The sequence below is a fragment of the Bacteroides sp. 4_1_36 genome (genome assembly GCF_003466325.1).
Lineage (GTDB): Bacteria > Bacteroidota > Bacteroidia > Bacteroidales > Bacteroidaceae > Bacteroides > Bacteroides uniformis.
Map to the genome: position 1 here is coordinate 16,560 of NZ_QSOX01000019.1, position 26,759 is coordinate 43,318.

Annotated in this window: 17 protein-coding genes; 11 read left to right on the top strand and 6 right to left on the bottom strand. The window is 44.4% G+C overall.

What is annotated here, in order from left to right; translation table 11 throughout:
* Nucleotides 1-159: 159 nt before the first annotated feature.
* From DXD65_RS16005 to recJ, 6 genes are all read right to left on the bottom strand, one after another.
* Nucleotides 160-1,341, bottom strand: a complete 1,182-nt coding sequence (locus DXD65_RS16005; RefSeq protein WP_005830000.1) for a pyridoxal phosphate-dependent aminotransferase — start codon at nt 1,339-1,341, stop codon at nt 160-162.
* Nucleotides 1,316-2,164, bottom strand: a complete 849-nt coding sequence (locus DXD65_RS16010; RefSeq protein ID WP_005830004.1) for a prephenate dehydratase — start codon at nt 2,162-2,164, stop codon at nt 1,316-1,318. Before DXD65_RS16010 ends, DXD65_RS16005 begins: the two co-directional genes overlap by 26 nt.
* A 242-nt stretch (nt 2,165-2,406) precedes the next feature.
* Nucleotides 2,407-3,207, bottom strand: a complete 801-nt coding sequence (locus DXD65_RS16015; protein ID WP_117887786.1) for an endonuclease/exonuclease/phosphatase family protein — start codon at nt 3,205-3,207, stop codon at nt 2,407-2,409.
* A 21-nt stretch (nt 3,208-3,228) separates the two neighbouring features.
* A complete protein-coding gene (locus DXD65_RS16020) occupies nt 3,229-4,188 on the bottom strand; it encodes a tetratricopeptide repeat protein (RefSeq protein WP_005830011.1) in 960 nt (319 codons plus the stop codon).
* Between the two features lie 113 nt (nt 4,189-4,301).
* Nucleotides 4,302-6,212, bottom strand: coding sequence for an ATP-dependent DNA helicase RecQ (locus DXD65_RS16025; protein WP_008664190.1), 1,911 nt, complete (start codon nt 6,210-6,212; stop codon nt 4,302-4,304).
* Nucleotides 6,213-6,422: 210 nt separating this feature from the next.
* Nucleotides 6,423-8,138, bottom strand: a complete 1,716-nt coding sequence (gene recJ / locus DXD65_RS16030) for a single-stranded-DNA-specific exonuclease RecJ (RefSeq protein ID WP_005833333.1) — start codon at nt 8,136-8,138, stop codon at nt 6,423-6,425.
* Nucleotides 8,139-8,333: 195 nt separating this feature from the next.
* Between recJ and yaaA the strand changes: the two genes are divergently transcribed.
* From yaaA to DXD65_RS16085, 11 genes are all read left to right on the top strand, one after another.
* Nucleotides 8,334-9,107, top strand: a complete 774-nt coding sequence (yaaA, locus tag DXD65_RS16035; protein ID WP_005830017.1) for a peroxide stress protein YaaA — start codon at nt 8,334-8,336, stop codon at nt 9,105-9,107.
* Between the two features lie 147 nt (nt 9,108-9,254).
* Nucleotides 9,255-10,250 (top strand): phosphatidylinositol-specific phospholipase C, encoded by a 996-nt coding sequence (locus tag DXD65_RS16040; RefSeq protein ID WP_005830019.1) that lies wholly within the window; start codon nt 9,255-9,257, stop codon nt 10,248-10,250.
* 83 nt (nt 10,251-10,333) lie between these two features.
* A complete protein-coding gene (locus DXD65_RS16045; RefSeq protein ID WP_005833328.1) occupies nt 10,334-11,158 on the top strand; it encodes an ROK family protein in 825 nt (274 codons plus the stop codon).
* Between the two features lie 173 nt (nt 11,159-11,331).
* Complete coding sequence (locus DXD65_RS16050; RefSeq protein WP_005830023.1) at nt 11,332-14,514, top strand: SusC/RagA family TonB-linked outer membrane protein; 3,183 nt, start codon at nt 11,332-11,334, stop codon at nt 14,512-14,514.
* A gap of 22 nt (nt 14,515-14,536) precedes the next feature.
* Complete coding sequence (locus DXD65_RS16055; RefSeq protein ID WP_005833325.1) at nt 14,537-16,174, top strand: RagB/SusD family nutrient uptake outer membrane protein; 1,638 nt, start codon at nt 14,537-14,539, stop codon at nt 16,172-16,174.
* A gap of 202 nt (nt 16,175-16,376) precedes the next feature.
* Nucleotides 16,377-19,307 (top strand): GH92 family glycosyl hydrolase, encoded by a 2,931-nt coding sequence (locus DXD65_RS16060; RefSeq protein ID WP_008664181.1) that lies wholly within the window; start codon nt 16,377-16,379, stop codon nt 19,305-19,307.
* A gap of 18 nt (nt 19,308-19,325) precedes the next feature.
* Nucleotides 19,326-20,189 carry an endonuclease/exonuclease/phosphatase family protein gene (locus tag DXD65_RS16065; protein ID WP_005830032.1) on the top strand — a complete coding sequence of 288 codons (864 nt, stop codon included), beginning with the start codon at nt 19,326-19,328 and terminating at the stop codon, nt 20,187-20,189.
* 13 nt (nt 20,190-20,202) lie between these two features.
* On the top strand, nt 20,203-21,345 hold the full coding sequence (locus DXD65_RS16070; protein ID WP_008664179.1) for an alkaline phosphatase: 1,143 nt from the start codon (nt 20,203-20,205) through the stop codon (nt 21,343-21,345).
* 21 nt (nt 21,346-21,366) lie between these two features.
* Nucleotides 21,367-22,971 (top strand): MGH1-like glycoside hydrolase domain-containing protein, encoded by a 1,605-nt coding sequence (locus DXD65_RS16075; protein WP_044468242.1) that lies wholly within the window; start codon nt 21,367-21,369, stop codon nt 22,969-22,971.
* A 14-nt stretch (nt 22,972-22,985) separates the two neighbouring features.
* Nucleotides 22,986-24,437: a glycoside hydrolase family 125 protein gene (locus DXD65_RS16080; RefSeq protein WP_022401375.1), complete on the top strand. Its 1,452-nt coding sequence runs from the start codon at nt 22,986-22,988 to the stop codon at nt 24,435-24,437.
* On the top strand, nt 24,434-26,755 hold the full coding sequence (locus DXD65_RS16085; protein WP_117887787.1) for a glycoside hydrolase family 20 protein: 2,322 nt from the start codon (nt 24,434-24,436) through the stop codon (nt 26,753-26,755). The genes DXD65_RS16080 and DXD65_RS16085 overlap by 4 nt, the downstream gene beginning before the upstream one ends.
* Nucleotides 26,756-26,759: the final 4 nt, after the last annotated feature.

Below are 26,759 nucleotides of genomic sequence, written 5' to 3' on the forward strand. Positions count from 1 at the left end.
TTCCTCCTTTTCAGAAGACTTTCTGAGCAAGGTCCCGGAGATTTAGTAAAACGTCGGAGAAGATTTACTAAATCGTTCCTCCCGTTTTAGTAAATCTCCGGTGGAGTTTTAGTAAACGGGATTCCGGCTTTAGGGTGTTCATCTCTTACTTGTAAGCATTTATTTCATGTCCTTGATACGCTTCAATGCTTCTGCCAGTTTATTGTCCTTACAGCAGAGGGAGATGCGGATATACCGTTTCCCGTTACTTCCGAAGATAAACCCGGGAGTAATGAACACTCTGGCTTTATGCAGCACGTGTTCAGTCAGTTCTTCCACGTCTGTACAGCTGTCGGGGATTTTGCCCCAGAGGAACATGCCTACCTGGTTTTCGTCGTAGGTGCAACCCAAGGTATGCATGATTTCTCCTGCCAACTGACGGCGGTTGCGGTAATTCGCGTTGTTGCCGTCATACCAGTCTTGCTCTGCTTCCAGGGCAGTGGCGGCTGCCAGTTGCATGGCACGGAACATACCGCTGTCGATGTTGCTTTTTACTTTCAATATCCATTGCACGAAGTCGGCATTCGAGGCAAGCATGCCGATACGCCAGCCCGGCATGTTGTGGCTTTTGCTCATGGAATTGAATTCTATGCAGCACTCTTTGGCACCCGGAATGCTGAGGATGCTGATAGGATGTTCGTTCAGGATGAAACTGTAGGGGTTGTCGTTTACGATGACGATGTCCTTGCGGCGTGCGAAGTCCACCAGTTTCCGGTACAGTTCCGGTGTTGCGTTCGCCCCGGTGGGCATATTGGGATAGTTGGTCCACATCAGTTTTACACGGCTCATGTCCATCCGTTCCAGTTCGTCGAAGTCGGGCATCCAGCCGTTTTCTTCTTTCAAGTTATAGTTCACGACCTCGGCACCCAGAATCTTGCTTAATGAAGTATAGGTGGGATAGCCGGGATTGGGAACCAATACTTGTTCACCGGGGTTGACAAAGGCCAGCGTCACGTGCAGGATGCCTTCTTTGGAGCCGATGAGCGGTTGTATCTCTGTGTTGGGATTCAATGCTACACCGTACCATTTTTGGTACCAGTCCGCAAAACCGCGGCGCAGTTCGGGGATACCTACGTAGGGCATGTAACCATGTCCGTCCGGATTGCAGGCAGCTTCGCAAAGTGTCCGGATTGTCTTTTCGGAAGGCGGCATGTCGGGGCTTCCGATTCCCAGGCTGATGACATCCATTCCTTCGGCATTCATTTGTGCCACTTCTTTCAGCTTCTTCGAGAAGTAATATTCGCTTACGCTTGCCAGGCGGTCGGCAGGCTTTATTCTACACGTTTGATTTTCCATCTTCATATTCTCCTAATATTTTCAGCTCTTTGGTCAGCGGTGTGATGGCCGCAATGGATTGTTTATATCTCAGTACATTGTCGAAGACGACATCTACGTAAAACTGGTATTCCCATTCACGCCCGATGATGGGCAGTGATTGTATCTTGGTCAGGTTGATGCGGTAGAAAGACAAAATAGACAATACTTGGGAAAGGCTTCCTTCAGTATGGGGAAGTGTGAATACCATGCTTGCCTTGTTGACGTCCTTGCTGCGATGCCGGTTCAGTTCATCTACTTGCCAAGGGTCGGCTACGACCAGGAAACGGGTGAAGTTATGTTTGTTGGTTTCGATACCTTCCTGCAGGACCTTCATGCCATAACGCTCTGCAGCAGCTTTGGAGCAGATAGCTGCATGGCCTTTCAGATGTTCCTGTTGGATGATTTCGGCACTGCGGGCGGTATCTTCGCCTTCCACCACTTTGATTCCGGGGTGTTGTCCCAGGAATTCACGGCATTGCATCAGGGCGATAGGGTGGGAGTTGACTTCGGTAATATCATCCCAGTCTTCATCGGGCAGGCAGACAAAACTATGGGAAATACGCAGCTTGTACTCGCCGACAATCTGTGCGCCACTTTGGCGTAATAGCTCATTGTTATGCAGCAAACTACCTGCAATGGTGTTTTCTATCGCCAGCATTCCTATGGTCTGACTGTCTTTTTTGATGGCACCGAACACGTCTTCAAAGTTGGCGCAACAGATTAACTCTATTTCTTCTCCTTCGAAGTACTTGTGTGCGGCGATGTCGTGATACGAGCCTAATGTTCCTTGAATGGCTACCTTTTTCATTATTTTTATTTTCTTGGTTATGCTATAAAAAAAATCCCGCTTCCATACGATGGAGCGGGATTCTGTATATTTACTTGTTTCTCTATTCAGTCCTTAAGCATCACTGTCACTTGATACATACAAACTCCCGCTCTACTTTCTGGCTAAAGTAAAAGTAAAAAAAGAAGTAATATGCATAAGTAAATGACTTCATACTTGTATTCTCTGTTTTTGAATTACGTGACAAAAGTAATGCTTTTCTTTTATATACAAACAAAAAACAATGTTTTTTTTAGGGATAGTAGCAATTTAACTTGTTTCCCTTTAACTTGTACAATGACTTGAACCGGACGATGGTCGGATGAAATGGTGTCTTCTATGACTTTCCGGTATTGTACGTCAAACCGATACCCATTCTTGGAATAGCCGTAGATGTAGTCTATACATCGGTTGGGACGGTCTGCCGGGAAAGTATAAGAGGTTGTGTCATTGAGGGTGGCAAAATGTTTTGCCAATTCCAGCTGGGGAACGCTTGCTGGTGCAGAGTTCATGTCGCCTGCCATAAAGATGGGCTTATCGACGTTTTGCAAGGCTTTTTCTATCAATGGTACGGCAAGGAGCTGGTCTTCTGGAGTGAGGGACTGGTGTGTGGCACAAAATACATAATCTTTAAATTCTGCAATAATGAGGGTACGTTTTTCTTCCCGTCCGGGCATTGGAATGATTTTGTATTTTATGGGTATCTCTCTGGAGAGGATTCCGATGCCGTAGCTTCCACCCTGAAAAGGAATGGCTGCTGCATAAGTCCCGTGCATTCCGGTCAGTTTTTCTAGTTCTCCGAGAGCATGGATTCCTTTGTTGCGCACCGTTACACTGTCAAGTTCCTGCAGGGCGACTATGTCCGGAGAAGTTTGACTGATAACATTGGCAATGCGCCGGTAATTGTACTCCTTGTCCATACCTATGCAATTATGTACGTTATAGGACAATATGTTCACTTGCTGTGCATGGGCAGGTGCGAACATCAGTACAAAAAGTACTGATAGAAATAAATTTCGTTTCATTGGCGGCAATAATTGAATTTGTCATAATCCCAGGATATTACCGGTACTTCCCCCCGGTTGGTTACCATATTGTCCGTTAAAGTTCTGTATCTCTTTAGGATTGAGTTCCAGTCCTTTCTTCATGTCTTCTGCAGAACCTTCCTTGTCGCCGTTCAGCAACTTGGCACGTCCGCGCTCATGATAGGCCTCTGCGAAATTAGGGTTCAGTTCTGTGGCTTCCGTAAAGAGCTCGATGGCTTCTGCCAGTTTGTTTTGGGTGATGTAAAGCTGTCCTAAGTAGAGGAAGGCTTGTTCGTTGAAGGGATTCAACTCCGTCACTTTCTGATAGCTGCTTTCTGCTTTTTCTTTGTCTCCCGTAGCTTCTTCTATCTTTCCGCGGAGCAAGATGGCACTTTCGTCTTCCGGGTCTTGTGCCAGAATGGTGTCTATGTCTTCCATCGCTTCCTTGTATTGCTGCATTTGGACCAGGGCTTCGGCACGGAGCAGACGTGCTTCGATGAAATCATCTTTCAGTACGATGGCTTTCGTAAGATGGGCGATGCACATGATGCCGTCCCCTTGCCCATTGTCTGCTTTGCCGAGCAGGTAATGTGCCATGGCGTTGCCCTCTTCTATTTCGATAGCCTTCTTTGCCGCTCCTGCCATGGCGGGATAGTCTTCCTGCATGTAGCATACGTTGGCAAGACTGAGGTAGGTGGAGATATGTTCCGGCTCTATTTCGGTCATGCGTTCCAGTAGTTTGTGCGCCTCGTCCAGTTCGCTGGTCTGGGTGTAGACTTGGGCGAGATATCCCATGGTCTCGAAGTCTTCCTGAATGGCAAGGGCTTCAGTGAAGCATTTGATGGCGTAGTCTGTACGGCCCATGCGTTGTGCGCGCATACCGTCATACTTGAATATCTCAAAATTCTTCTGTTCGTTTTTTTGTTTCTCATTTGCCGGACTGTCTGACTTGCCGGAGAAAAAAGATTTAAAGAATCCCATAGGTGATTAAAAATTAAAGAATTAAAAATTAAAAAGGAAAAGGAGGGGCATGGCTGATAGGAGATGTTCCTCTCAGCGGCAGGACATTCTTTTCCAACGGCAAAAGTAATGAATTATTTTTTGATTTGAAGCATTCCGTTGACAGCAATTACCTTGCCTTCGTCCAACAATCCATGTAACACATCGATGAGCATGTTTTTATCGTCTGCTATCTGTTCTGCCAAAGTGGCTGGAGTTTGTCGTTTATCAGATAGGGCTTGAAGAATCTTTTCAGAAAGTTCCTTTTCCGAAAGGTGGCCGGAAGGTTTCTTGTTCTTCAAATTGATGCAAGTGTCGCACTGCCCGCAGTTATGCTCGTTCTTCTCTCCGAAGTAGTGTAGCAGCATCCGGCTACGGCACACGGTATCGCTGCTCACGTAATCCAGCATGGCACTTATGCGTTTCTCATATCGCTCTTTGCGTTCCTCGTACACGGTGGAAGGGATTTGCAGGTGGCGCATTTCAACCCTCTCTCGCGTGTATATTATATATGGTGTCTTTTTGCGGGGGATGTAACTGACGATATGTAGCTTGGCTAGGTGGATGAGCTGTTCATACACTTGCCGGCGTGTGAGTCCAGTGCGTATGGCCAGTGAATCTTCATTGATGAAAGCATGGTCTGTGAAAACCCCGGTATAGGAGCGGAGAATGGTTTGGATGAGTTTGTCCATATCTTCGCCGAGCTCTCTCAGTTTATAAAGTTCATCTCGACGGATAGTGAACAGTAGCCGGGATGCATTGTCTTGTTCGTCTGTATATTCCAGGTATCCCGCTTGTGTCAGAATCTTCAAGGCACTGTCCACGGGAACGGGGAAGTACTTGAACTTTCGACAAAAGTCTTCTATATTGAACTCGCGTACACAGCCTTGTCCGTCTCCCATTGCCATCTGGTAATAGTATTGAAGATGCTCATATACTTCCTTTATATACTCTTTTTCAGGAAAGGTGTCGGGAATGCGTTTGTGCAGTGTTGCCTTATCCGACTTGGCGTAAAGGACGACCGCGTAGGCTTTTTGTCCGTCCCTTCCGGCACGTCCTGCTTCCTGGAAGTAGGCTTCTATGGAATCGGGCAGGTCCATGTGGATGACAATCCGTACATCCGGTTTGTCGATACCCATACCGAATGCATTGGTGGCGACCATGACACGGCTTTCTCCTGTTTGCCAGCGTTGTTGGCGGATGTCTTTGGTGGCGTCATCCAGTCCGGCATGGTAGAAATCTGCGGTGATGCCTTCGTTGTGCAGCAGTTCGGTAATTTCCTTGGTGCGGCGGCGGTTGCGCACATAGATGATGGCGCTTCCGGGCATACGGCGCAGGATGTGCAACAGCTCTCCCGTCTTGTTTTCCGTTTTACGGACGATATAGGCGAGATTTTTGCGCTCGAAACTCATGCAGAACACATTTTCCTCACGGAAATGCAGACGGGCCTGGATATCTTTCACTACTTCCGGAGTGGCAGTGGCTGTCAGTGCCAGCACGGGTACACCGGGTAGCAGTGTGCGTATCTCGGCTATCTTCAGATAGGCAGGACGGAAGTCGTAGCCCCATTGCGATATGCAGTGGCTTTCGTCTACCGTAATCATACTGATTTTCATCTTCTGCAGTTTGGTGCGGAAGATTTCAGTATCGAGCCTTTCGGGGGAGATATAGAGGAACTTGAAATTGCCGAATATACAGTTCTCCAGTGTGACGATGATTTCCTGCCTGCTCATGCCTGAGTAGATGGCAAGCGCCTTGATTCCCCGCTTTTTCAGGTTTTGTACCTGGTCTTTCATGAGGGCAATCAACGGAGTGATGACCAGGCAAAGTCCTTCTTTAGCAAGTGCCGGAACTTGGAAAGTGATGGATTTTCCTCCTCCCGTGGGCATTAGTCCCAAAGTGTCCCGTCCCTCGGTAATGCTGTTGATGATATCTTCCTGGATTCCCCGGAAGGTATCGTATCCCCAGTATTGCTTCAGAAGCCTCACCCCCAATCCCTCCCCCATAGGGAGGGGAGTTTTGAAGTTACTACTGCTGCTCATGGTCTTATTGAACTTTCTTGCTACTTCTTATCGTTGAATTGATATTCTTTCCTTCTCTATGCTAATAGTAGTGATTACTAATCTTATAGCATCAACCAATTTTCATCATTTCCTTAATATAAGGAGACTATTCTTATTCCCCTCCCTGTGGGGGAGGGGTTAGGGGAGAGGCTTTCAGTTCGGCTTTATGTCTTCAATCTGCAACTGCACTTCACCCCTCTTATGGGTATTCTCTTCAATGGAATAGCAGATGTCGAAGGAACGTTTGGTCTTGATGAAGCGTACGTGGGAACTTTGCCCGAAAGCGATGCCGTTCATTACATTGTTCGATTTATTATCCACCAGTTCTAGCTTGATATGTTCCTGGTCGCGGCCTACGACTTTGCTGGTACCATAATCATAGACATTGTGCGTACAGAAAATGGGTTTGGCATTGTCCGGTCCGAATGGATTGAATTTCTTCAAGTCGCTGAAGAATTTCGGAGTGATGTCTCTGAAATCAATCTCGGCATTGATGTCGATGACGGCGCATGTCTGTTCCGGCAGGATATTTTGTGATACGAACTCTTCGAAGCGTTCGATAAAGGCCGGTACATTTTCCACCTTCATGGAAAGACCGGCGGCGTAGGTATGACCTCCGAAGTTTTCCAGAAGGTCGCGGCAGTATTCAATGGCTTTGTAGACATCGAATCCGGAGACGGAACGGGCAGATCCGGTTGCCATGTCATCCGTACGTGTCAGTACTACTGCCGGCCGGTAATAGATTTCCGTCAGCCGGGAGGCTACGATGCCGATGACGCCTTTATGCCAGTCTTCATTGTACAATACGATGGAACGTCGGTCGGCAAGTCCGTCCAGGTCAGCTACAATCTTGTTGGCCTCCTCGGTCATGGTCTTGTCCAAGTCCTTGCGTGTCTCGTTGTATTGGTTGATTTGTCCGGCTTTCTCCAGGGCAAGAGAGAAATCTTTTTCAGTAAGCAAGTCAACAGCTTCTTTCCCGTTCTGGATACGTCCGGAGGCGTTGATGCGGGGACCTATTTTGAATACAATGTCACTGACGGTGATGTCCTTGTCCGTCAGTCCGCAGACATCAATGATTGCTTTCAGGCCTACGCTGGGATTACTGTTCAACTGCTTCAAACCGTGGTAGGCGAGAATGCGGTTTTCACCCATAATGGGGACAATATCCGATGCGATACTGACGGCGCAAAGGTCCAGTAAAGGGATAAGGTGATGGAACTCGATACCGTTGTTGAGGGCAAATGCCTGCATGAACTTAAAGCCTACACCGCATCCGGACAGATGTTCATAAGGATAGGTGTTGTCTTCCCGTTTGGCATTCAGAATGGCTACAGCAGGGGGCAGTACATCATCGGGGACATGATGGTCGCAGATGATGAAATCAATGCCTTTCTCCTTGGCGTATGTGATTTCTTCGACGGCTTTGATACCGCAGTCCAATACAATAATCAAACCTACACCACTCTCTGCGGCATAGTCTACTCCTTGGATTGAAACTCCATACCCCTCATTGTAACGGTCGGGGATATAGTAGTCGATGTTCGAATAGAACTGTTGAATAAACTTGTAGACCAATGCCACAGCCGTGGTACCGTCTACGTCATAATCTCCATAAACAAGAATGCGCTCTTTCTTTCCCATTGCCTTGTTCAGGCGCTCTACGGCTATATCCATATCCTTCATCAGGAATGGGTCGTATAAGTCCGGTAGTTGGGGGCGGAAAAACTTCCGGGCATCCGCTGCCGTTGTTATTCCCCGCTCCACCAGCAATTTTCCCAATATTGGGCTAATTCCCAATTCTTGGGCCAGTTGTTGGCTTGCTTCTGCCTGTTCGGGTGTAATGGGTTGATAATTCCATTTGTGAGTCATTTTATATATTATTTTTTCTTTTTCTATCTCAAGATGTTGGGGGAGTAGAGGGGGGCAATACGTGCACTTTTCTCCAACAAGGTGTAAAGGTATGAAAAACTCTTGAAACGGAGGTGAATTCTGCGGAAAAACTTTATAAGTATATGTATTCTCCACTAAAAAACTTTATTTTTGTATCCATTAAAAAATATCGCTATGCTTGTTTTTATCTCTTGTGCAAAGACCATGGCAGCGCGCTGCTCTGTTGTCGTGCCCGAAGTCACAGTCCCGAAATTCGAAACGGAGGCTGTGCGGAATGCGTTGGAAATGTCGCAGTATTCAGTATCCGAATTGGAAAGGCTTCTTCGGGTGAATACCAAAATTGCTGCCGAGAACCGTTTGCGTTTTCATGATTTCTGTTCGGAGGAGAATCGTTCGATGCCAGCCGTTTGCGCCTACACGGGAGCTGTTTTTAAACGCATTCTTCCGAAAGATTTTTCAGCGGAGGATTTTCGTTATGCGCAAGAACATCTGCGTATCACTTCTTTTCTTTATGGGTTGCTTCGCCCGCTGGACGGTATCAAACCCTATCGTTTGGAAGGAGATGTCCGTTTGCCCGAAAAAGGTGGAATATCCATGTTTGATTATTGGAAGCCTTTGTTGACGGATTACTTCATAGAGGAAATTAAAAACTGTGGCGGTGTTCTCATTAATTTGGCAAGTGCTGAAATGAAAGATTTGTTCGACTGGAAGCGGGTGGAGCAAGAGGTGCGTGTTATTACGCCCGAGTTTCAAGTTTGGAAGGCCGGACAGCCGAAGACTGTCGTTATCTATGCCAAGATGTGTCGCGGAGAGATGACGCGTTTTATTGTCAAGAACCGTCTGGAGTGTCCTGAGGAGTTGAAATCCTTTTCTTGGGAGGGCTTCGTCTGGGATGAGATACGCAGTACGGAGAATGTATGGCATTTTTCGTTAGGTACATTTATGTAATGAAAAGGTACATTACGTTTGGCTCAGATGTTACTATATGTTGCTTTCGATGTTTGCGCAAAATGAAGAACTAAATACGCAATTTAGGATGAGGGAAAAGAATGAACCCTCTACATTTGCATGCAGTAAACTTAAAAGCAATATACTATGAAGAGAAACAGATTAAGAACAGTTGTTGTATTAGCTTTGACCATATTTCTATTGAATGCTCCGGTTTGTGCTACAGCTTCCAGATTGCAGGATACTTGTGCGGAGGCGCGGGATGAGGTTGCACTGCGGCCTGAGTGGATGAGGATTCTCCATGATACGCTTCCTATATGTAAGATTTCTATTCCTGGTTCACACGATAGCGGTAGTATCAAAGGAGGGCATATGTTGAAAACACAAGCAACAGATATTCCCGCTCAATTACGGCAAGGCATCCGTGCTTTCGATATCCGTTTGGAAAAGAAGGGTAATAAACTGGGGGTGTTTCACAGTCATGCCTTTCAGGATATATATTGGGAAGATGATGTTTTACCTGCTTTTATACACTTTCTGCAAACATATCCTTCTGAGACTTTGATTGTTTCCTTGAAAAAGGAAGGGGGAGAATTGCGGGATTATGCTTCTCTGCTGTCCGTTTCTTTAAGCAGCCCTGAGTATCAAAGTTATTTCGTGATGGACTTTCGCCCTGAACTGACGCTGAAAGATTGCCGTGGAAAGATTCTTTTCCTGCATAGGGATCATGCTATGGATAATTATCCTGGAGCAGCATGTGTAGGTTGGGAGGATGACAGTACTTGCCTGCTCACTCTTCGCAATAAAGATGGTAAGGAAGGAGTGGCTTTGCTCGAAGATGAATATCAATATGAATCGGGTGAGGAGGCCGGGAAGAAGGTAGGGGTTTGTGTCCGTAATATTGAAGGGATGTCTGCTGAGCCGGTTTCCTCACGTCGGTGGGGAATTACTTTTGTAAGTGCGACGGGGCTGCCCTTGGGAACCCCTAAAGTCTTTGCTGATAAGGTGAACAAGCCTATTGCTGACTATTTAAAACAAAAGAATAGCCGGAATTGCGGTATTGTTTTTATCGATTTTGTCAGTGAACCTGGAGGAAAAGATTTGGTGGAATATTTGATTGACAGTAATGTTTGCGCAAAATGAAGATTTATATGCGCAATTGGGAATACTGAAAAAAAAGCATTTTCTTAATTTTGCACATGTTGAACACCTTAATGTTATATACTATGAAACTGTCAATAGATTTAGGAGGAACCAATATTCGAATAGCCCAAGTGGAAAAAGGGAACTGCTTGAATAAAGTGTCGGTTCCATGTTTAGCTCAGCAAGATGCTTCTACTGTGCTAAACCAGCTTTCCCAGCTTATTCGGAATATGATGAATGAGCAGGTAGATGGTATCGGTATCGGTGTCCCTTCAATTGTTGATCCGGAGAAAGGAATTGTATATAATGTAGCAAATATATCTTCTTGGAAAGAAATACACTTGAAGGAGATTTTGGAGAACGAATTCAAGGTGGCAGTTGCCATTAATAATGATTCCAACTGTTTCACTTTGGGGGAGAGCCTATACGGCGAAGGAAAATCTTATACCAACATGGTAGGCGTTACTATTGGGACCGGAATTGGAGCTGGCGTTGTCATTGGCCGTCGTTTGTATGGTGGGCAATATATGGGAGCCGGTGAGATAGGCTCATTTCCTTATTTGGACTCTGATTTTGAACACTATTGCAGTAGTTTCTTGTTTAAACGTTATGGCACTACCGGTGCGGTAGTAGCTGAAAAAGCCCAGCAAGGAGAACAAGCTGCATTGGAGATTTGGAAAGAGTTTGGGAGGCATTTGGGTAATCTTATAAAGGCAATTCTTTTTGCCTATGCTCCCCAGGCTATTGTTTTAGGAGGCGGTATTGTATCGGCTTTTCCTTTCTTTAAAAATGCTATGGAACAAACAATGCAAAGTTTTCCCTACAAGATTATATCGGATAATGTGAGTGTGGTGGCTTCGCATCAAAAGGATTCCAGTTTATTGGGTGCTGCCGCTCTTCTTGAGTAATAATCCCTATACGGTTTGATTGAAAATAATAAATATTTTGCAGTTATATTATTTTACGCATAAATAAGGACTGTTAGAGAATTGTTCCTTTTGTAATAACTATGTAATTCTGCTTTCTGACCTTTGTGGCGGAATTATAATTTTCTATATTATAAACTTTAAATTTTGAATGCATGAAACAAGTAAATCTTAGAATCTATCGAACGATTCTGACCCTATTGTTGGGACTGTTCTTGTCGGCAGGTGCTTATGCACAGCAGATTTCTGTGAAAGGAACAGTAAAGGATCAGACTGGCGAACCTGTGATTGGTGCCAATGTGTTAGTAAAGGGGACGACTAATGGAGTGATTACGGACGTTGACGGAAACTTTAATGTTTCGGCCGATAAAAACGGCGTATTGGTAATCAGTTTTGTCGGCTATGTGACTCAGGAAGTACCAGTGGCAGAAAAACAAATGGTAATTGTGCTTAAAGAGGATACAGAACTTCTGGATGAGGTTGTTGTATTAGGGTATGGTGCGAATACACGTAAGCAGGACTTGTCTGCTTCAGTGGGTGTAGTAAGTAATACTGAAGAATTGGCTGCTCGCCCGGTAACTTCTACCGAAGGCATGCTGCAGGGACAGCTGGCAGGTGTTACCATTACGGCCGATGGTGGCGACCCAACTTCTTCTCCTAACATTGTGATTCGTGGTCAAGGCTCACAAGATGGAGACAATGTACTTTGGGTTGTGGACGGTGTTCCCGGTGCACCTATCTCATCCATGAATGATATTGAAAGTATCGTTGTTTTGAAGGATGCTGCTTCTGCTGCTATCTATGGCGCACAGTCTGGTGCAGGTGGTGTTGTGTTGGTAACTACCAAAAAAGCGAAACAAGGTGCTCCTTCGTTGACTTATGACGGCACTTTTGGTATTCGTCAGGCTACCAATTTGATAGAACCACTGAATGCGGAGCAGCAGATTGAGATGCGTAAGATATCTCATCAAAATGCAGGACTTTCGCTTCCAGTCGGTTGGGATGTTACCAAAAATCCATGGATAGGTACGACTCGTACTGATTGGATGGATGAGATTTTCCGCACTGCCTTCTACCAACGTCATAACGTAGCGTTGAATGTAGGTTCTGATAATTTTTCAAATCGTATATCTTTTGCTTACGATAATGATGAAGGTGTTTTGATTAATACTTTCAAGAAGAATCTTACATTACGTTATAATGGTAAAATGCAGCTGAACAAGTGGGTGAGCGTCAGTGAGGATTTTGTATGGCAGAACACTACCCAACGTTCCAAAGCTACGGATAACGATGCTTATACAGGACCTATCCTTTCGGCTATCTACATGCCGGCAAGTGCCACTGTCTATAATCCGTTGGACGGAAGTTATGGTGGTGTGACTACGGAAGATCCTGCCTATATTGAAAAATATGGTTCGAATTTCTCTGATATCCACGGGGATGCTGTAAATCCGGTACGTCTATTGGAAGCAGAGAATTTGTATGACAAGATAAGTGACATATGGAGCACTACCAGCTTGGAGATAGCTAATGTACTTCCTGGATTGAAGTTTACGAGTCGTTTTACTTATAATATGAAGACTAATCATTACAAGAAGTTCAATCCTATTCGTGATGAAGTAGGTAAACCGGCTTTGTCGAATAATCTTCAAGAAACTACTTACCGTAGAGATGCTTGGAAGACGGAAAATACCCTGACTTATGATAAGACATTCGGTGAACATACGGTTGGTGCCTTGTTCTCGACTACGGCAGATCATTCTGAAACGCGTGGACTGGAAGTGACGGGTAAGGATTTTGCGGATGAATCGGAATTTTTACAATACATGGCGTATGCAGGATCAGTGACAGCATCTGACTATTTGACTGGACCTGATGCCAATGTGTCGTTGATTGCCCGTTTGGCTTATTCTTATAATGACCGTTATTTTGCTACTGCATCTTGGCGTCGTGATTATGCTGGACGTTTGCCTAAGGAAAATAACTATGGTGATTTCCCTGCAGTGACCCTTGGATGGAAAATATCTAATGAAAAATTCTTTAAGAAGAGTGATTTTATCAGTTTGCTGAAATTGCGTGCTTCTTGGGGGCGTGTAGGTAATTTGAGCTCTATAGGGCTTAATTATAAGTCTGCTTTGTTGAAGAAAAGCTCGTGGACAGAACAAGCACAATATGGTCCTGAGGCAAATAATATCTGGAATACTTTGATTTACAACGGCTCTGCGTTAAATCCTGATTTGACCTGGGAAACTTCAGAACAGACTGACTTGGGCTTGGATGTTGAGATGTTTAAAAACCGTTTGTCGGTATCATTAGACTATTTTGATAAACGTACTTTCAATTTGATTCAGACACAATCAATGGGGTGGCCTTCTACTATGGGACTCGATGCCATGTTAATCAATCAAGGTGAAGTGCGTAACCGTGGCTTTGAGATTCAAGCTAATTGGAGCGATAAGATTAACAAAAACCTTTCTTATTTCGTATCGGGTAACTTCTCGTATTTAAAGAACTGGGTATCAGATATAGGTGTGAAGGATGCGGATGGCAATCCGGGTTTGTGGCCTAATGATAAAAGGTTCCGTAGCATCCCTTATATGATGCAGAGTACGGAAGGGGAACCTCTGAATTCCTTCTACTTGATTAAGACAGATGGTTTGTTCCAAAGTGATGCAGAAGTTGCCGAGTGGAATGCTAAACATGGAACATATGTGACCAATGATAATGGTGAAAAAGAGTGGGTAGGTATTCAGCCGAATGCCAAGGCTGGTGACTTGAAGTTTGTGGATCATAATGGCGATGGTAAAATTACGGATGCAGACCGTCAGTATATGGGTAGTGCGACTCCGAAGACGACTTTTGCCTTTACATTGGGAATGACGTGGAAAAAACTTTCTTTCAGTGCCATGTTCCAGGGAGTAGGTGGAGCAAAAGCTTTATATGTAGGAAAGTACATGCTGTTGAGTGATGTAGAAGGAAACTTTAACCGTTCCAGCGGGATATTGAATGCTTGGAGTCCTACAAATACCGGTTCTGATATTCCTCGTTTGTCAAAGAATGACCCGAATGGAAACTTTACGACTGCATCTGATTGGTATTTGGAGAATGCTTCTTATCTGCGTTTGAAGAATGTAACCCTTTCTTATGATTTAAGCGATGTATTCCGCAAGTGGTCTCATTTGAATGACCGTAACAGCCGTTTGTCTGTGTACTTCAGTGGTGAAAATCTTGCTACTATCACTGGATATTCTGGTATGGATCCTGAATGTGGTGGCTGGGATGCTTTGAAATATCCGGTATCTCGCGTATTATCTGTTGGTGTAAAATTGACTTACTAATAATTAATAGAGAAGAATGATTATGAAAAAAAATATATTATTTTTTGCGATGTCTGCCACATTGCTTATGAGTTCTTGCAGTGACTTCCTTGATGTGCAACCAGAGGGAGATGCTACTACAACGACTTATTTTACCAATGACCTGCAGGCTATTGATGCTGTAGATGCATTGTATGAAAGATTTCATCAGGAAGCTGTATATGGACGCGAACTGTTTTGGGAACAAGGTGCCGCGTGCGACGTTGTGTGGGGAAAGACCCGTGATTTTCCAACACTTGCTACATTGAAATATACAGGAGACGAATCCCCTTTGCGTACTATTTTTGATACTATGTACAAAGTGATGGCACGTTCCAACTGGGTAATACAAGAGTTGCTTAAGAAAGGGAAAAGCACCACTTTGAGTGATATTGAAAAGAGAAGTCTCGGTGAAGCTTACTTCACTCGTGGATGGGCTCATTTCTTGATTGCTTATCGTTACGGTCTTGATACACAAGGGGTACCTTTTGTCCGTTATGAAGATTTTGAAGGTGGCTATGACAATTCTATTCCTCCTCAGCAAGCTTCGGTCATCGATAATTATAAATTGATTATCTCGGATATGGACAAGGCAATAGAGTATTTGCCCCGTTTTGAAGAGTATGGAGATAATGATAGAGGACGCGCGCACGATGCGGCTGCAGTAGCTTTTAAAGCTAAAGTTTATGCTTATTGGGCAACTTGGGATGCTACACAATGGGGAAATGTAATCAGTATGGTCAATGAACTGGAAACTGCTTACGGACGTGATTTAGCCGGTACTTATGAAGAGTTGTTCTCTTCTGATTTCTCTAAATGGTGGAATAAAGAGTATATTTGGACTATTCCTGGAAATGGTGGCTCTCAAGGTGGCGGTTCGGAGTTTCCGGGAGTTGTCCTTGAGAACAAAGGCTGGGGACAATATAATGGCTGGGGACAGAACAAGCCGTCTTATGATATTTACGAAGAGATGTTGAAAGACGGAGCTGGTAATGACCGTTTGGTTCGTACGGTTTTAGAGTATGGTCAGGAATTTCAATTCTTGGGTGAATCCCGTGCTTTTTATTCAAGCTCGGATATTGAATCCGGTTTTATGATTAATAAATACATGGATCCCTTTAAGTATGAAGATGCAGCCAATAAGGGGTATATCAATACAAACGGAGACTGGCCGACGGTACGTATTAATTTTCCGGTTATCCGTTTTGCAGAAATGTTACTTTTCCGTGCGGAAGCTTATTTGATGACTAATAAAGCGGACTTGGCTACGGCTGATTTGAATCGCATTCGTAAACGTGCCAATGTTGCATTATTGACGGGCACTGCTACTATGGCTGACCTATATCATGAACGCCGTTGTGAATTGGCATTTGAGTTTACAGACCATTTATATGATTTGAAACGCTGGTATCGCTCAGGCAATACTGAAATAAAGGCTTTGGCTGCTGCCGAATTGAATGCCCGTCCGCGCGTACGTCATTATGCCAACCGCCAGGACCCTGCTTCCACATTCGTTGTAGGTGAGTATGAGGATTATACGGATAAGATTGCTTATCAGGATTACATGATCGTATTCCCTTATCCTTCGGTTCAGATTACCAAATCTGATGGTAAATTAAAACAGAATCCTCATTATGATTGATATTTTCTCTGAAAGAGATAAAATATAAAAAAAGACCTCATTGCCATTGGTCTAATCTGCAGGGGTTGGTATTTTCGGGTATTGATCCTTGCAGATATTTCTTCTTTTTCTTTCATTTGCAAAGGCTATTCATAAAATCATTTTAATATACGGAGAGACGGCATTCCCGACAGTCTGCAGCGCTCTTCAAATATACAGTCTGATGAAATTAAAAACTCTTATATGTGCAACTACTGCCTTTTGGGCTTGCTGCTCTTGTACATCCGGTGAACTATCTCCCGTAGACTATGTAGACCCTTTTATAGGTACCGGCTTTCATGGGCATACTTATCCGGGGGCAACCGTTCCGTTCGGGGCGGTACAGTTAAGTCCTGACACGCGTGCCGGAAACTGGGATGCTTGTTCGGGGTATCATTATAATGATACGACTCTAAAAGGTTTTTCACACACACATTTAAGTGGGACCGGATGCATTGATCTTGGGGATATACTGTTTCGTCCTACTACGCTGAAACCGGATTTGACTACGGAAAGCATTTACCAGCCAGCGGCTTTTTCCCATAAAGACGAAGATGCTTCTGCCGGATATTATTCGGTTGTTCTGAAAGAAGAAGGAATAAAAGCTGAATTGACGGTAACGGCACACGCCGGTATGCACCGCTATACGTTTTCTTCCGGCAAAGAAGCATCTATTATTATAGATTTGACTCATTTGCTTGATAACGAATATATTTATGAGGCTGAACTTGAACAGACTGCCGCCAACGAAATAACAGGTATGCGCAGAACCAGGGGATGGACGGACAATCAGTACGTTTATTTTGTAGCCCAGTTCTCGAAACCTTTTCAGGCCATAGACTTTATACAGAATAAAAAGATGGTTTCTGCAGGAGTTAAGTTGAACGGTACCGATTTGCAGGCTTGCTTGTCCTTCGATAATAGTAATGGAGAGCCGGTTATAGCCAAAGTTGGATTATCCATTGTCAGTGAAAAGAATGCACGTGAGAATTTGGAAACCGAGGTGATAGGTTTCGATTTTGATGCCGTGCGTAGTGCTGCCCGTTCCGCTTGGGAACAAGCTCTCTCTGCTATTACGGTAAAAGGCGGCAATACGGACGACTTGAAGAATTTCTATACAGCCATGTATCATTCTATGGTTGTACCCAATGTCGTGAGTGATGTCAATGGTGAGTACCGCCGTCATAATATGGAAATTGGGCAATTGCCAAAAGGCAAAGTGCAATATTCTACATTTTCGCTTTGGGATACTTTCCGTGCATGGAATCCGTTGATGACTTTGATTGATACAACTTTGGTCAATAATATGATAAATTCCTTTCTGGACATTTACGAATCTTCGGGTGAACTTCCTATCTGGCCGCTTTCTGCCGGAGAGACGGGAACTATGATTGGTTATCATGCAGTGTCCGTTATAGCAGATGCTTATATGAAGGGTATTAGAGGATTTGACGCGGAAAAGGCGTTGGAAGCTATGGTAGTTTCTTCTGAAAAGAACAAAAAGGGAGCTGATTACTATATTCAGAATGGCTTTATTCCTTCTAATATAAAGAAAGAGTCCATCTCTTGTTTGCTGGAGTTTGCCTATGATGACTGGTGTATTGCACGTATGGCTCAGGAAATGGGTAAGGATGATATTTATCAAAAGTATATTCAACGTTCCCAGAACTATATCAATGTTTTTGATGGTAATACAAAATTCTTCCGCCCCAAGCGGATGGATGGGAACTGGGAAACTCCCTTCAATCCTATTGAGATAGGTCGTGCCTATACGGAAGCCACAGCCTGGCAGTATCGTTTCTTTGTACCTCACGATGTAAGCGGTATGGCACAACTGTTTGGTGGTAAGAAAGAGTTTATTACCGCACTCGATTCTATCTTTACAGTAGAGTCGGATGTACATGGCGATTTAGTGGATATTACCGGACTGATAGGTCAATATGTTCATGGCAATGAGCCGAGCCATCATATCGCCTATCTGTACGATTACGTCGGACAGCCTTGGAAGACGCAGGAAATGACACGCCGTCTGCTCCATGAAATGTACGCTCCTACGCCTGAAGGAATCATTGGTAATGAAGATTGTGGACAGATGTCCGGTTGGTATATATTATCCAGCTTGGGTATTTATTCAGTTTGTCCGGGAAGCAATGAATTTGCACTGACTACTCCTCTATTTGAGAAAGCGGTTGTCAACCTGGCAAATAGAAAGACTTTGACCATCCTTGCCAACAATCCGAAGAAGAATGTCTATATCACAAAAGTAGAATTGAACGGACAACCGATAGATGTAAATTTTATTACTTATGCACAGTTGATGGAAGGTGGAGAACTTCGTTTTACTTTGTCCGATAAGCCGAATATGGAGAGAGGTGTTTCCTCTGAAGCATCCCCTTATTCCTATACTAAAGATGAAGTCGTTTCCATTCCCTATGTGGATAAGGATTTGAACTTGTTTATGGATAAGGTAACGGTTGCATTGGCCACAACAACCAAGGATGCCGAAATCAGATATACATTGGATGGCAGCGAGCCCACAGAGCAGTCGGCATTGTACGAGCAGCCTTTTGAACTGGACAAGACCACTTTAATAAAAGCCAAAGGATTCAAGGAAGGTCTCCGCTCAAGCAGAACATTATCCATATCGGCAACGAAAGCTGAATTAAAGGCTGCTCTTTCTGTAAATCCTACTCAGAATGGTACATCTTATAAGTACTTTGAAGGCACTTACCAGAAAGTGGCTGATGTAGAAAAGTCACCGTTGCTGGAGTCTGGTGTCATGCCCGAACCTTCTATTAAGGGTGCTAAGCAGGAGGATCATTTCGGTTATATCTTTTCTGGATTGATAAATGTTCCCGAAGATGGGGTCTATACTTTCCAGACCCGTTCGGACGATGGCAGTGTCTTGTACATTCACGATGAGCAGGTAGTCAATAATGATGCTTCCCATGCTGCAATTCCTGCTACCGGAATGGTCGCGCTGAAGAAAGGTTTTCATCCTTACAAGCTCTATTACTTTGAAGATTATGAAGGTGAGTATTTGAGCTGGGCTTGGAAACTGCCTTCTGCCGAGAAGTTGGCACCCATCCCTGCATCGGCTTTATTTGTGAAATAATAGTTTAATATATATGCTATGAGAAAGTTATTTTTGTTATTTTTACCTTTGTTCGCTGCATCATGCGGACAGGTGAAGCAGCAGGCGCCTGCACCAGAGCCCGTTAATGTCATGAGTTTCAATATTCGCTATGACAATCCGGAAGATAGCTTGGACAACTGGCAATACCGTAAAGACCGCGCGGCAAATGCCATCCGTTTTTATGATGTGGATATATTGGGTACGCAAGAAGTACTTCATAATCAGTTGGAAGACCTTAAACAACGATTGCCGGAATACGGAGTCATCGGTGTAGGTCGTGAAGATGGAAAGGAAAAGGGTGAATATAGTGCACTCTGGTATAAGAAAGATCGTTTCAACTTGCTGGATTCTGGCTATTTCTGGTTGAGCGAGACTCCTGAAGTTGCCGGTTCCAAGGGCTGGGATGGAGCTTGTGAGCGTATCGCTTCATGGGCAAAACTGCAAGATAAAGTAAGTGGCAAGGAGTTCTTCGCATTGAATACCCACTTGGATCATGTAGGTGTTGCTGCACGTCGTGAAGGTATAAGCCTTATGCTGGATAAAGTAAATGAGTTGAGTGGTAACTTACCCGTAGTAGTAACGGGCGACTTTAATGCTAGTCCGGAATCGGATGTCATCAAACACGTGACTGACCCTTCCAATCCGGAACACTTGACAGATGCACGCCAGGCATCGGCAATTGTTTATGGTCCGGCATGGAGTTTCCATGATTTCGGAAAGATTCCTTACGATAAACGTCCGCTGATTGATTACGTTTTTGTACGTAATGGACTGAAAGTTTTGAGGTATGGTGTATTGGCTGAAACAGAGAATAATGCTTTCCTCTCCGACCATGCCCCTATTTTAGTAACGGTTGAATAATAAAACAATAATTATGACTAAGATATTAAGAATATGTATCGTTATGCTCTTGGCAGTCTTGCTACTGCCGGTAGAGTTATCGGCACAAAGCCGCCGTGATAAAGAACAGACCTATGTTTTGGACCAACCTTATGAGGTGACAAAGATTACCCCTCCCCAGGGCAAGAAGATAAAGAATGTCATCTTGATGATTGGTGATGGCATGAGTCTTATGCACGTATATTCTGCCTGGACAGCCAATCGAGGCAAGTTGTTTTTGGATAACTGCCAGGTAGTGGGTTTGTCTAAAACCTATTGTGCCAACAAGCTGATTACAGACTCGGGAGCGGGTGGAACAGCCATAGCTACGGGGCAGAAGACAAACTATCATTCTGTGGGTGTAGATACCGAAGGACGTCCTTTGAAATCATTGGTAGACCTGGCTGCTGCTAAAGGTAAATCGACCGGTATAGCGGTGACTTGCCGTCTGTGGGATGCCACTCCTGCTGATTTTTGTTGCCATAACAAGGATAGGGATGCGGAAGCTGAAATCGTAGCAGATTACGTTAATTGCAGTGCCGATTATGTATTCGGTGGAGGTGCCAAGCTTTTCGAAAACCGTGAAGATGGACGTGACTTGTTTAAGGAACTACGCGATAAAGGATTTCAGACTCCTCGCAGTTGGGATGAATTGGCTGGCATAAAGAGTGGTAAGGTATTTGCCGTACCTTATCCCGTCGATACTCCTCTTCCTGCTGAACGTGGCGACCTTTTGGCACGTGCTTCATTGAAAGGTATCGAATTGCTGGACCAAAATAAAAACGGTTTCTTTATGATGATAGAAGGTTCGCAGCTGGATGACTACGGACACTTCAATGACATTGATTTGCTGATGCAGGAAACACATGACTTTGACCGTACTATCGGTGCCATTTATGAATGGGCTGCCAAGGATGGAGAAACATTGGTAGTAGTTACTGCAGACCATGAGACTGGTGGACTTACGTTGGTTGATGGAGATTTGGCAGAAGGCAGAATCGTATGTAAGTTCTCTACCGGTGGTCATAGCGGTGTAATGGTACCAGTGTATGCTTTTGGTCCCGGTGCAGAGGAGTTTACAGGGATTTTTGAAAATACTGCTATCTTTGACAAGATAAAAAAACTGCTCAATTTGTAATTTAAAAAATAACTATTTCCTATGTTGAAACACATTTTATTGGTAGGCTTGCTTTCTTTTTCCACTCTCCCTTTGCTGAAAGCTCAGAGCTGTGGCAATGATGAAAAGTATCATTTGCCTTATAAAAATACATATGTAAAGGAACCGCTGGTCACTGAAAATGAGTATCGTGTGGCAAAACCTGAGACGATTGTGCCGAAAAGCTTCGAAGAAGCTCGGCAGATTCTTCCCAATCCCATTTGGGGTGGACATGACAAGGAACTTGAAATGTATTGGAAGGCATGGGAAATAGCTATCGGCAATATTCGTGCTCCTCAAGCAGGCTCGGGTTTTGTCTCAAGCTATTTGGATACAGCTTATAATGGTAATATCTTTATGTGGGATTCCTCTTTCATTCTGATGTTTGCCCGTTATGGTACCCGTTTCTTTCCTTTCCAGAATACGCTGAACAACTTTTACGCCAAGCAGCATCCCGACGGTTTCATTTGCCGTGAAATAAAGGCAGATGGTGCCGATTGCTTTGAACGCTATGATCCGGTGAGTACCGGACCGAATTTGATGCCTTGGTGTGAGATGGTCTATTTCCATCAGTTTGGTGATACGGAACGCCTGCACAAGATATTTCCGGTACTTTGTGCTTATTATAAGTGGTTGAAATTGAACCATACTTGGAGAAATGGAACCTACTGGTCAAGCGGATGGGGGACCGGCATGGATAATATGCCCCGTGTTCCGTCGGAATACAGCCCTATCTACAGTCACGGGCATATGATTTGGTTAGATACAAACCTACAGCAATTATTTACTGCCAATTTACTACTTGAGATGGGCTTTTATCTGGAACGTTGGCAAGAGATAGAAGAGTTTGAAGACGAAGCCAAAATGCTGGGAAAATATATCCATGACAATCTTTGGGATGAAAAGACCGGTTTCCTTTATGACCAGTATGCTGACGGTACGCTCTGTACAACCAAGGGAATAGGTGCCTATTGGGCTCTGTTTACTGATGTATTGGATTCTGTACAGTTGGACCGCATGGTGAAGGAATTGGATAATCCTGCCACATTCAACCGGAAACACCGTATTCCTTCTTTGTCTGCCGATAATCCCAAGTACAAGGAGAATGGCCGTTATTGGCAGGGTGGCGTATGGCCGGGAACTAATTACATGGTGATGCAGGGCCTTGTGCAGAAAGGTTATGGTAAACTGGCACGGGAGATTTGTTTGAATCATTATGCCCAGGTGTTTGAGGTCTATAAGAAGACTGGAACTTTTTGGGAATATTATGCTCCGGAAAGTGCTGAGCCGGGATTTATGGCAAGGGATAATTTTGTGGGTTGGGCAGGACTTCCTCCTATTGCTGAATTGATAGAATTTATTATCGGTATTCGGGGAGATTATGCCAAAAAGCAGATTATCTGGGATATGAATTTGACGGAGATTAACGGCATAGAACGCTATCCTTTTGGTCCCGAAGGGCTTATCTCCTTAAAAGCTGAAGCACGCCGTTCTGCAAGTGATGAACCCCGTATCACAGTAGATTCTAATATTGATTTTGAACTGTGTGTACTCTATGGTGGAAAAGAGAAAAAGATAAATGTGACATCCGGTAAGCATACCTATTAAAGAAGAAATCAATCATGAAAAACAATATGTCAAGACGCCAATTTCTGAAGACTGGCGGGCTTGCCTTGGCTGCAATGACCTTTCAGCCCGCTTCCGTATTATCTTCATCCGGGACTTTCAGCCAGAGATATGTTTCGTTGCGTCCTTCTGCAAGCAAAAGGAGCTTCATTTCGAAGGCAGTAGATGCTGCCATTGAAGAAGCAAAGCCTAAAATAAAGGACGAGAAGTTGCGTTGGATGTTCGAGAACTGTTTTCCCAATACGCTTGACACTACTGTCAGATATAGAGTGAAGAATGGCAGACCAGATACTTTCGTCATTACAGGTGATATAGATGCCATGTGGCTGCGCGACTCTTCAGCGCAAGTATGGCCCTATCTGCCGTTGATGAAGAAAGATAAGGACTTGCAGTTGATGGTGGCAGGACTTGTCAACAGACAGACTGAATGTATCTTGATAGACCCGTATGCCAATGCCTTCAACGACGGGCCGTTGGGCAGCTATTGGGAAACCGACCATACACAACATATGGTTAAGGAACTGCATGAACGCAAATGGGAGATAGATTCTTTGTGCTATCCCATTCGTCTGGCTTATCATTATTGGCAATACACGGAAGACACGTCTGTGTTCGATGAAAATTGGCATAAAGCTATGCTGCTGGTGGTCAAGACCTTTAAAGAGCAACAGAGGAAACAAGGCTTAGGACCTTATAGCTTTACGCGCGATTGCGACCGCCCTACAGATTCGCAGATTAACAACGGATGGGGAGCACCGGTAAAGCCGGTCGGCTTAATCGTTTCTTCTTTCCGTCCGTCAGATGATGCTACACAATACGGTTTTCTGATTCCTGCTAATATGTTTGCGGTTGTGTCATTGCGCCAATTGGCTGAGATAGAGGATAAAGTTTATGGAAACAAGGACTTCTCCGGAGAATGTATAACATTGGCAGATGAAGTGGATGCAGCTATCCGTAGGTATGGTACTTTCAATCATCCGGTTTGTGGACGTATTTATGCCTTTGAGGTCGACGGTTTTGGTAACGCGCTTTGTATGGACGATGCCAATGTACCCAGTTTGCTGGCTGCGCCTTATCTGGGTTATTGTTCTTTTAAAGATGCGATTTATCAGAATACCCGTAAAATGATATGGAGCGGCAATAATCCTTATTTCTTTAAAGGAAAAGCCGGTGAAGGGGTAGGAGGCCCTCATGTGGGATTGAATTATATCTGGCCGATGAGCATCATTATGAAGGCTTTTACAACGGATGATTCCGAAGAAATACGTGCTTGTCTGAAGCAACTTCGTGATACGGATGGAGGGACGGGCTTTATGCATGAGTCTTTCCATTCGGAGGATGCCGCGGACTTTACTCGTTCCTGGTTTGCCTGGACAAATACTTTGTTCGGTGAACTGATACTGAATACAATCAAGGAATATCCCAACTTATTATCCCAAATACTATGAAGATAAGATATTGGTTACTGGCTATGTCATTCATTTTTCTCTCTTGTGGGAGAGTGGCTGATGATGTAGCGGCAAACTATGGTATTATACCCATGCCGAATGAACTTGCTCCAATGCAGGGAGTGTATGTCCTGCAAGGGGAAAAAACAGTGGCTGTCCCTTCCGGGGAAGCCGCGATGAAAGTTTTTCATTATTTGGAGGATGCGTTGAAAAACACTTCTGTAACGCTGAAGGGTATTTCGGAAACGGGAAAGGCCGATATTTGCTTATCTATAGATAATTCCTTGCCCGATGAGGCCTATACATTGGAGGTTTCTTCCGATAGGATAAATATATCTTCCAATGAAACTGCCGCCGGATTTTTTTATGGTGTCCAGTCTTTGCTGCAGCTCATGCCGGCAGCCATTTATGATGGTGACCGGAAATACGAAGGAAAGATTAGGATTCCTGCTGTCAGCATTACGGATGCTCCCCGTTTCCCTCATCGTGGGGCTATGATGGATGTAGGGCGTAATTTTCTGCCAAAAGAGGAAGTGCTGAAGTTTCTTGATTTGATGGCATTCTATAAATTGAATAAATTCCATTTTCATCTGACAGATGACCAAGGATGGAGAATAGAAATAAAGAAATACCCGAAACTGACTGAAATAGGTTCTTATCGTAAACAGACTCAGATAGGACACTCTGATTATTATTTTCCACGGCGTTACGATGGAAAAGAAAAGAGAGGCTATTATACGCAGGAAGAAATAAAGGAAATTGTGAAGTATGCATCCGACCGTTTCATTACGGTCATTCCCGAAATTGAAATGCCGGGACATGCATCCGCAGCACTGGCTTCCTATCCGGAACTTTCTTGCGGACTGGGAAAGACTTATGTGGTGCGTGATTATTTTGATGTTTTTGATGAGGTCTATTGTCCCAAAGAGCATACATTTGAATTCTTACAAAATGTGCTGACCGAAGTTATGGAACTCTTCCCCAGCCATTATATCCACATTGGTGGAGATGAGTGTCCCAAGAAAGCATGGAAGAAGTGTGCCCATTGCCAGCATTTGATGAAGTGGGAAGGTCTGCCCAACGAAGAAGCTCTGCAAAGTTGGTTTATCCATCGGATTGAGCAATTTGTGAACAGTAAAGGGCGTGACATCATCGGGTGGGATGAGATTCTGGAAGGAGGGCTTGCCCCTAATGCTACCGTCATGTCATGGCGTGGCGAGAAAGGAGGTATCGAAGCGGCTCGCCAACGGCATAAAGTCATTATGACACCCGGCAAAAAGTGTTATTTGGATTACTACCAGGAAAGTCCGGAATTTGCCCCGTTGGCTATCGGCGGTTTTCTTCCGTTGGATACGGTGTACAATTATAACCCGCTTCCTGCTGAACTGACTCCGGAAGAACAAGCTTATATAATAGGTGTACAAGCCAATATCTGGGGAGAGTACATACAGACTCCCGAGTATTTTGAATATATGGCTTTCCCTCGTTTGCTGGCTATGTCAGAGGTGCAATGGACACAGCCGGAACATAAGGACTTCGAGTCGTTTGCCCGTAGGCTGGATAAGGAGTTTGAACGATTGGATTATTGCGGAGTGAATGCTTGCCGCAACTTCTATGAAGTCAATCAGGCTGGTGCGTGGAACAAGTCGCAGCAGACTTATGAGGTGACTTTGAACACCTTCTGTCCGGATGCCGATATTTACTATGCGGTAAATGATTCAACGGTCAACACTTCATCTTCCCTTTATGAGACTCCGATACCGTTGGACGAGGATGCAACTATTTATTCGGCAGTTTACAGAAGCGGTAAGCCGCTAGGGAAAGTGACCCGCAAGAGTTTTGCTGTAAACAAGGCAACCGGATGTGACTATACTTGTAATCCTGAAGCAGGATGGGAACACTTGAATAAAGGCTTCGGGCTGACTGATGGACGACGTGGCTATGCCCGCGACATGCGTCGCTGGATTAGCTTCTACCAGGATACTGTACAGATTGTAGTGGAACTGAAGAAACCTCAAAAAGTCAAGGAAGTGGCCTTTTCTTCTTTATGGCGGCCGGTAAATGAGATATGGCCGGCAAGAGCGATGGGTGTCTCTGTTTCAATGGATGGTCAGACTTTTATTCCGGTGGGCACTAAACGGCTGACTTATGATTTTAGCTTGACGGAAGGCACCCGTTTTCCGGCATCTCTTTCATTTGCCGAAACGGAAGCTACATTTGTCCGCTTGGAATTATTGAGTGGTGGCTTGTGCCCGAAAGGATATTTTCATGAAGGGTTGCAGAGTGAGTTGGCAATAGATGAAATAGAAATATATTAATCTC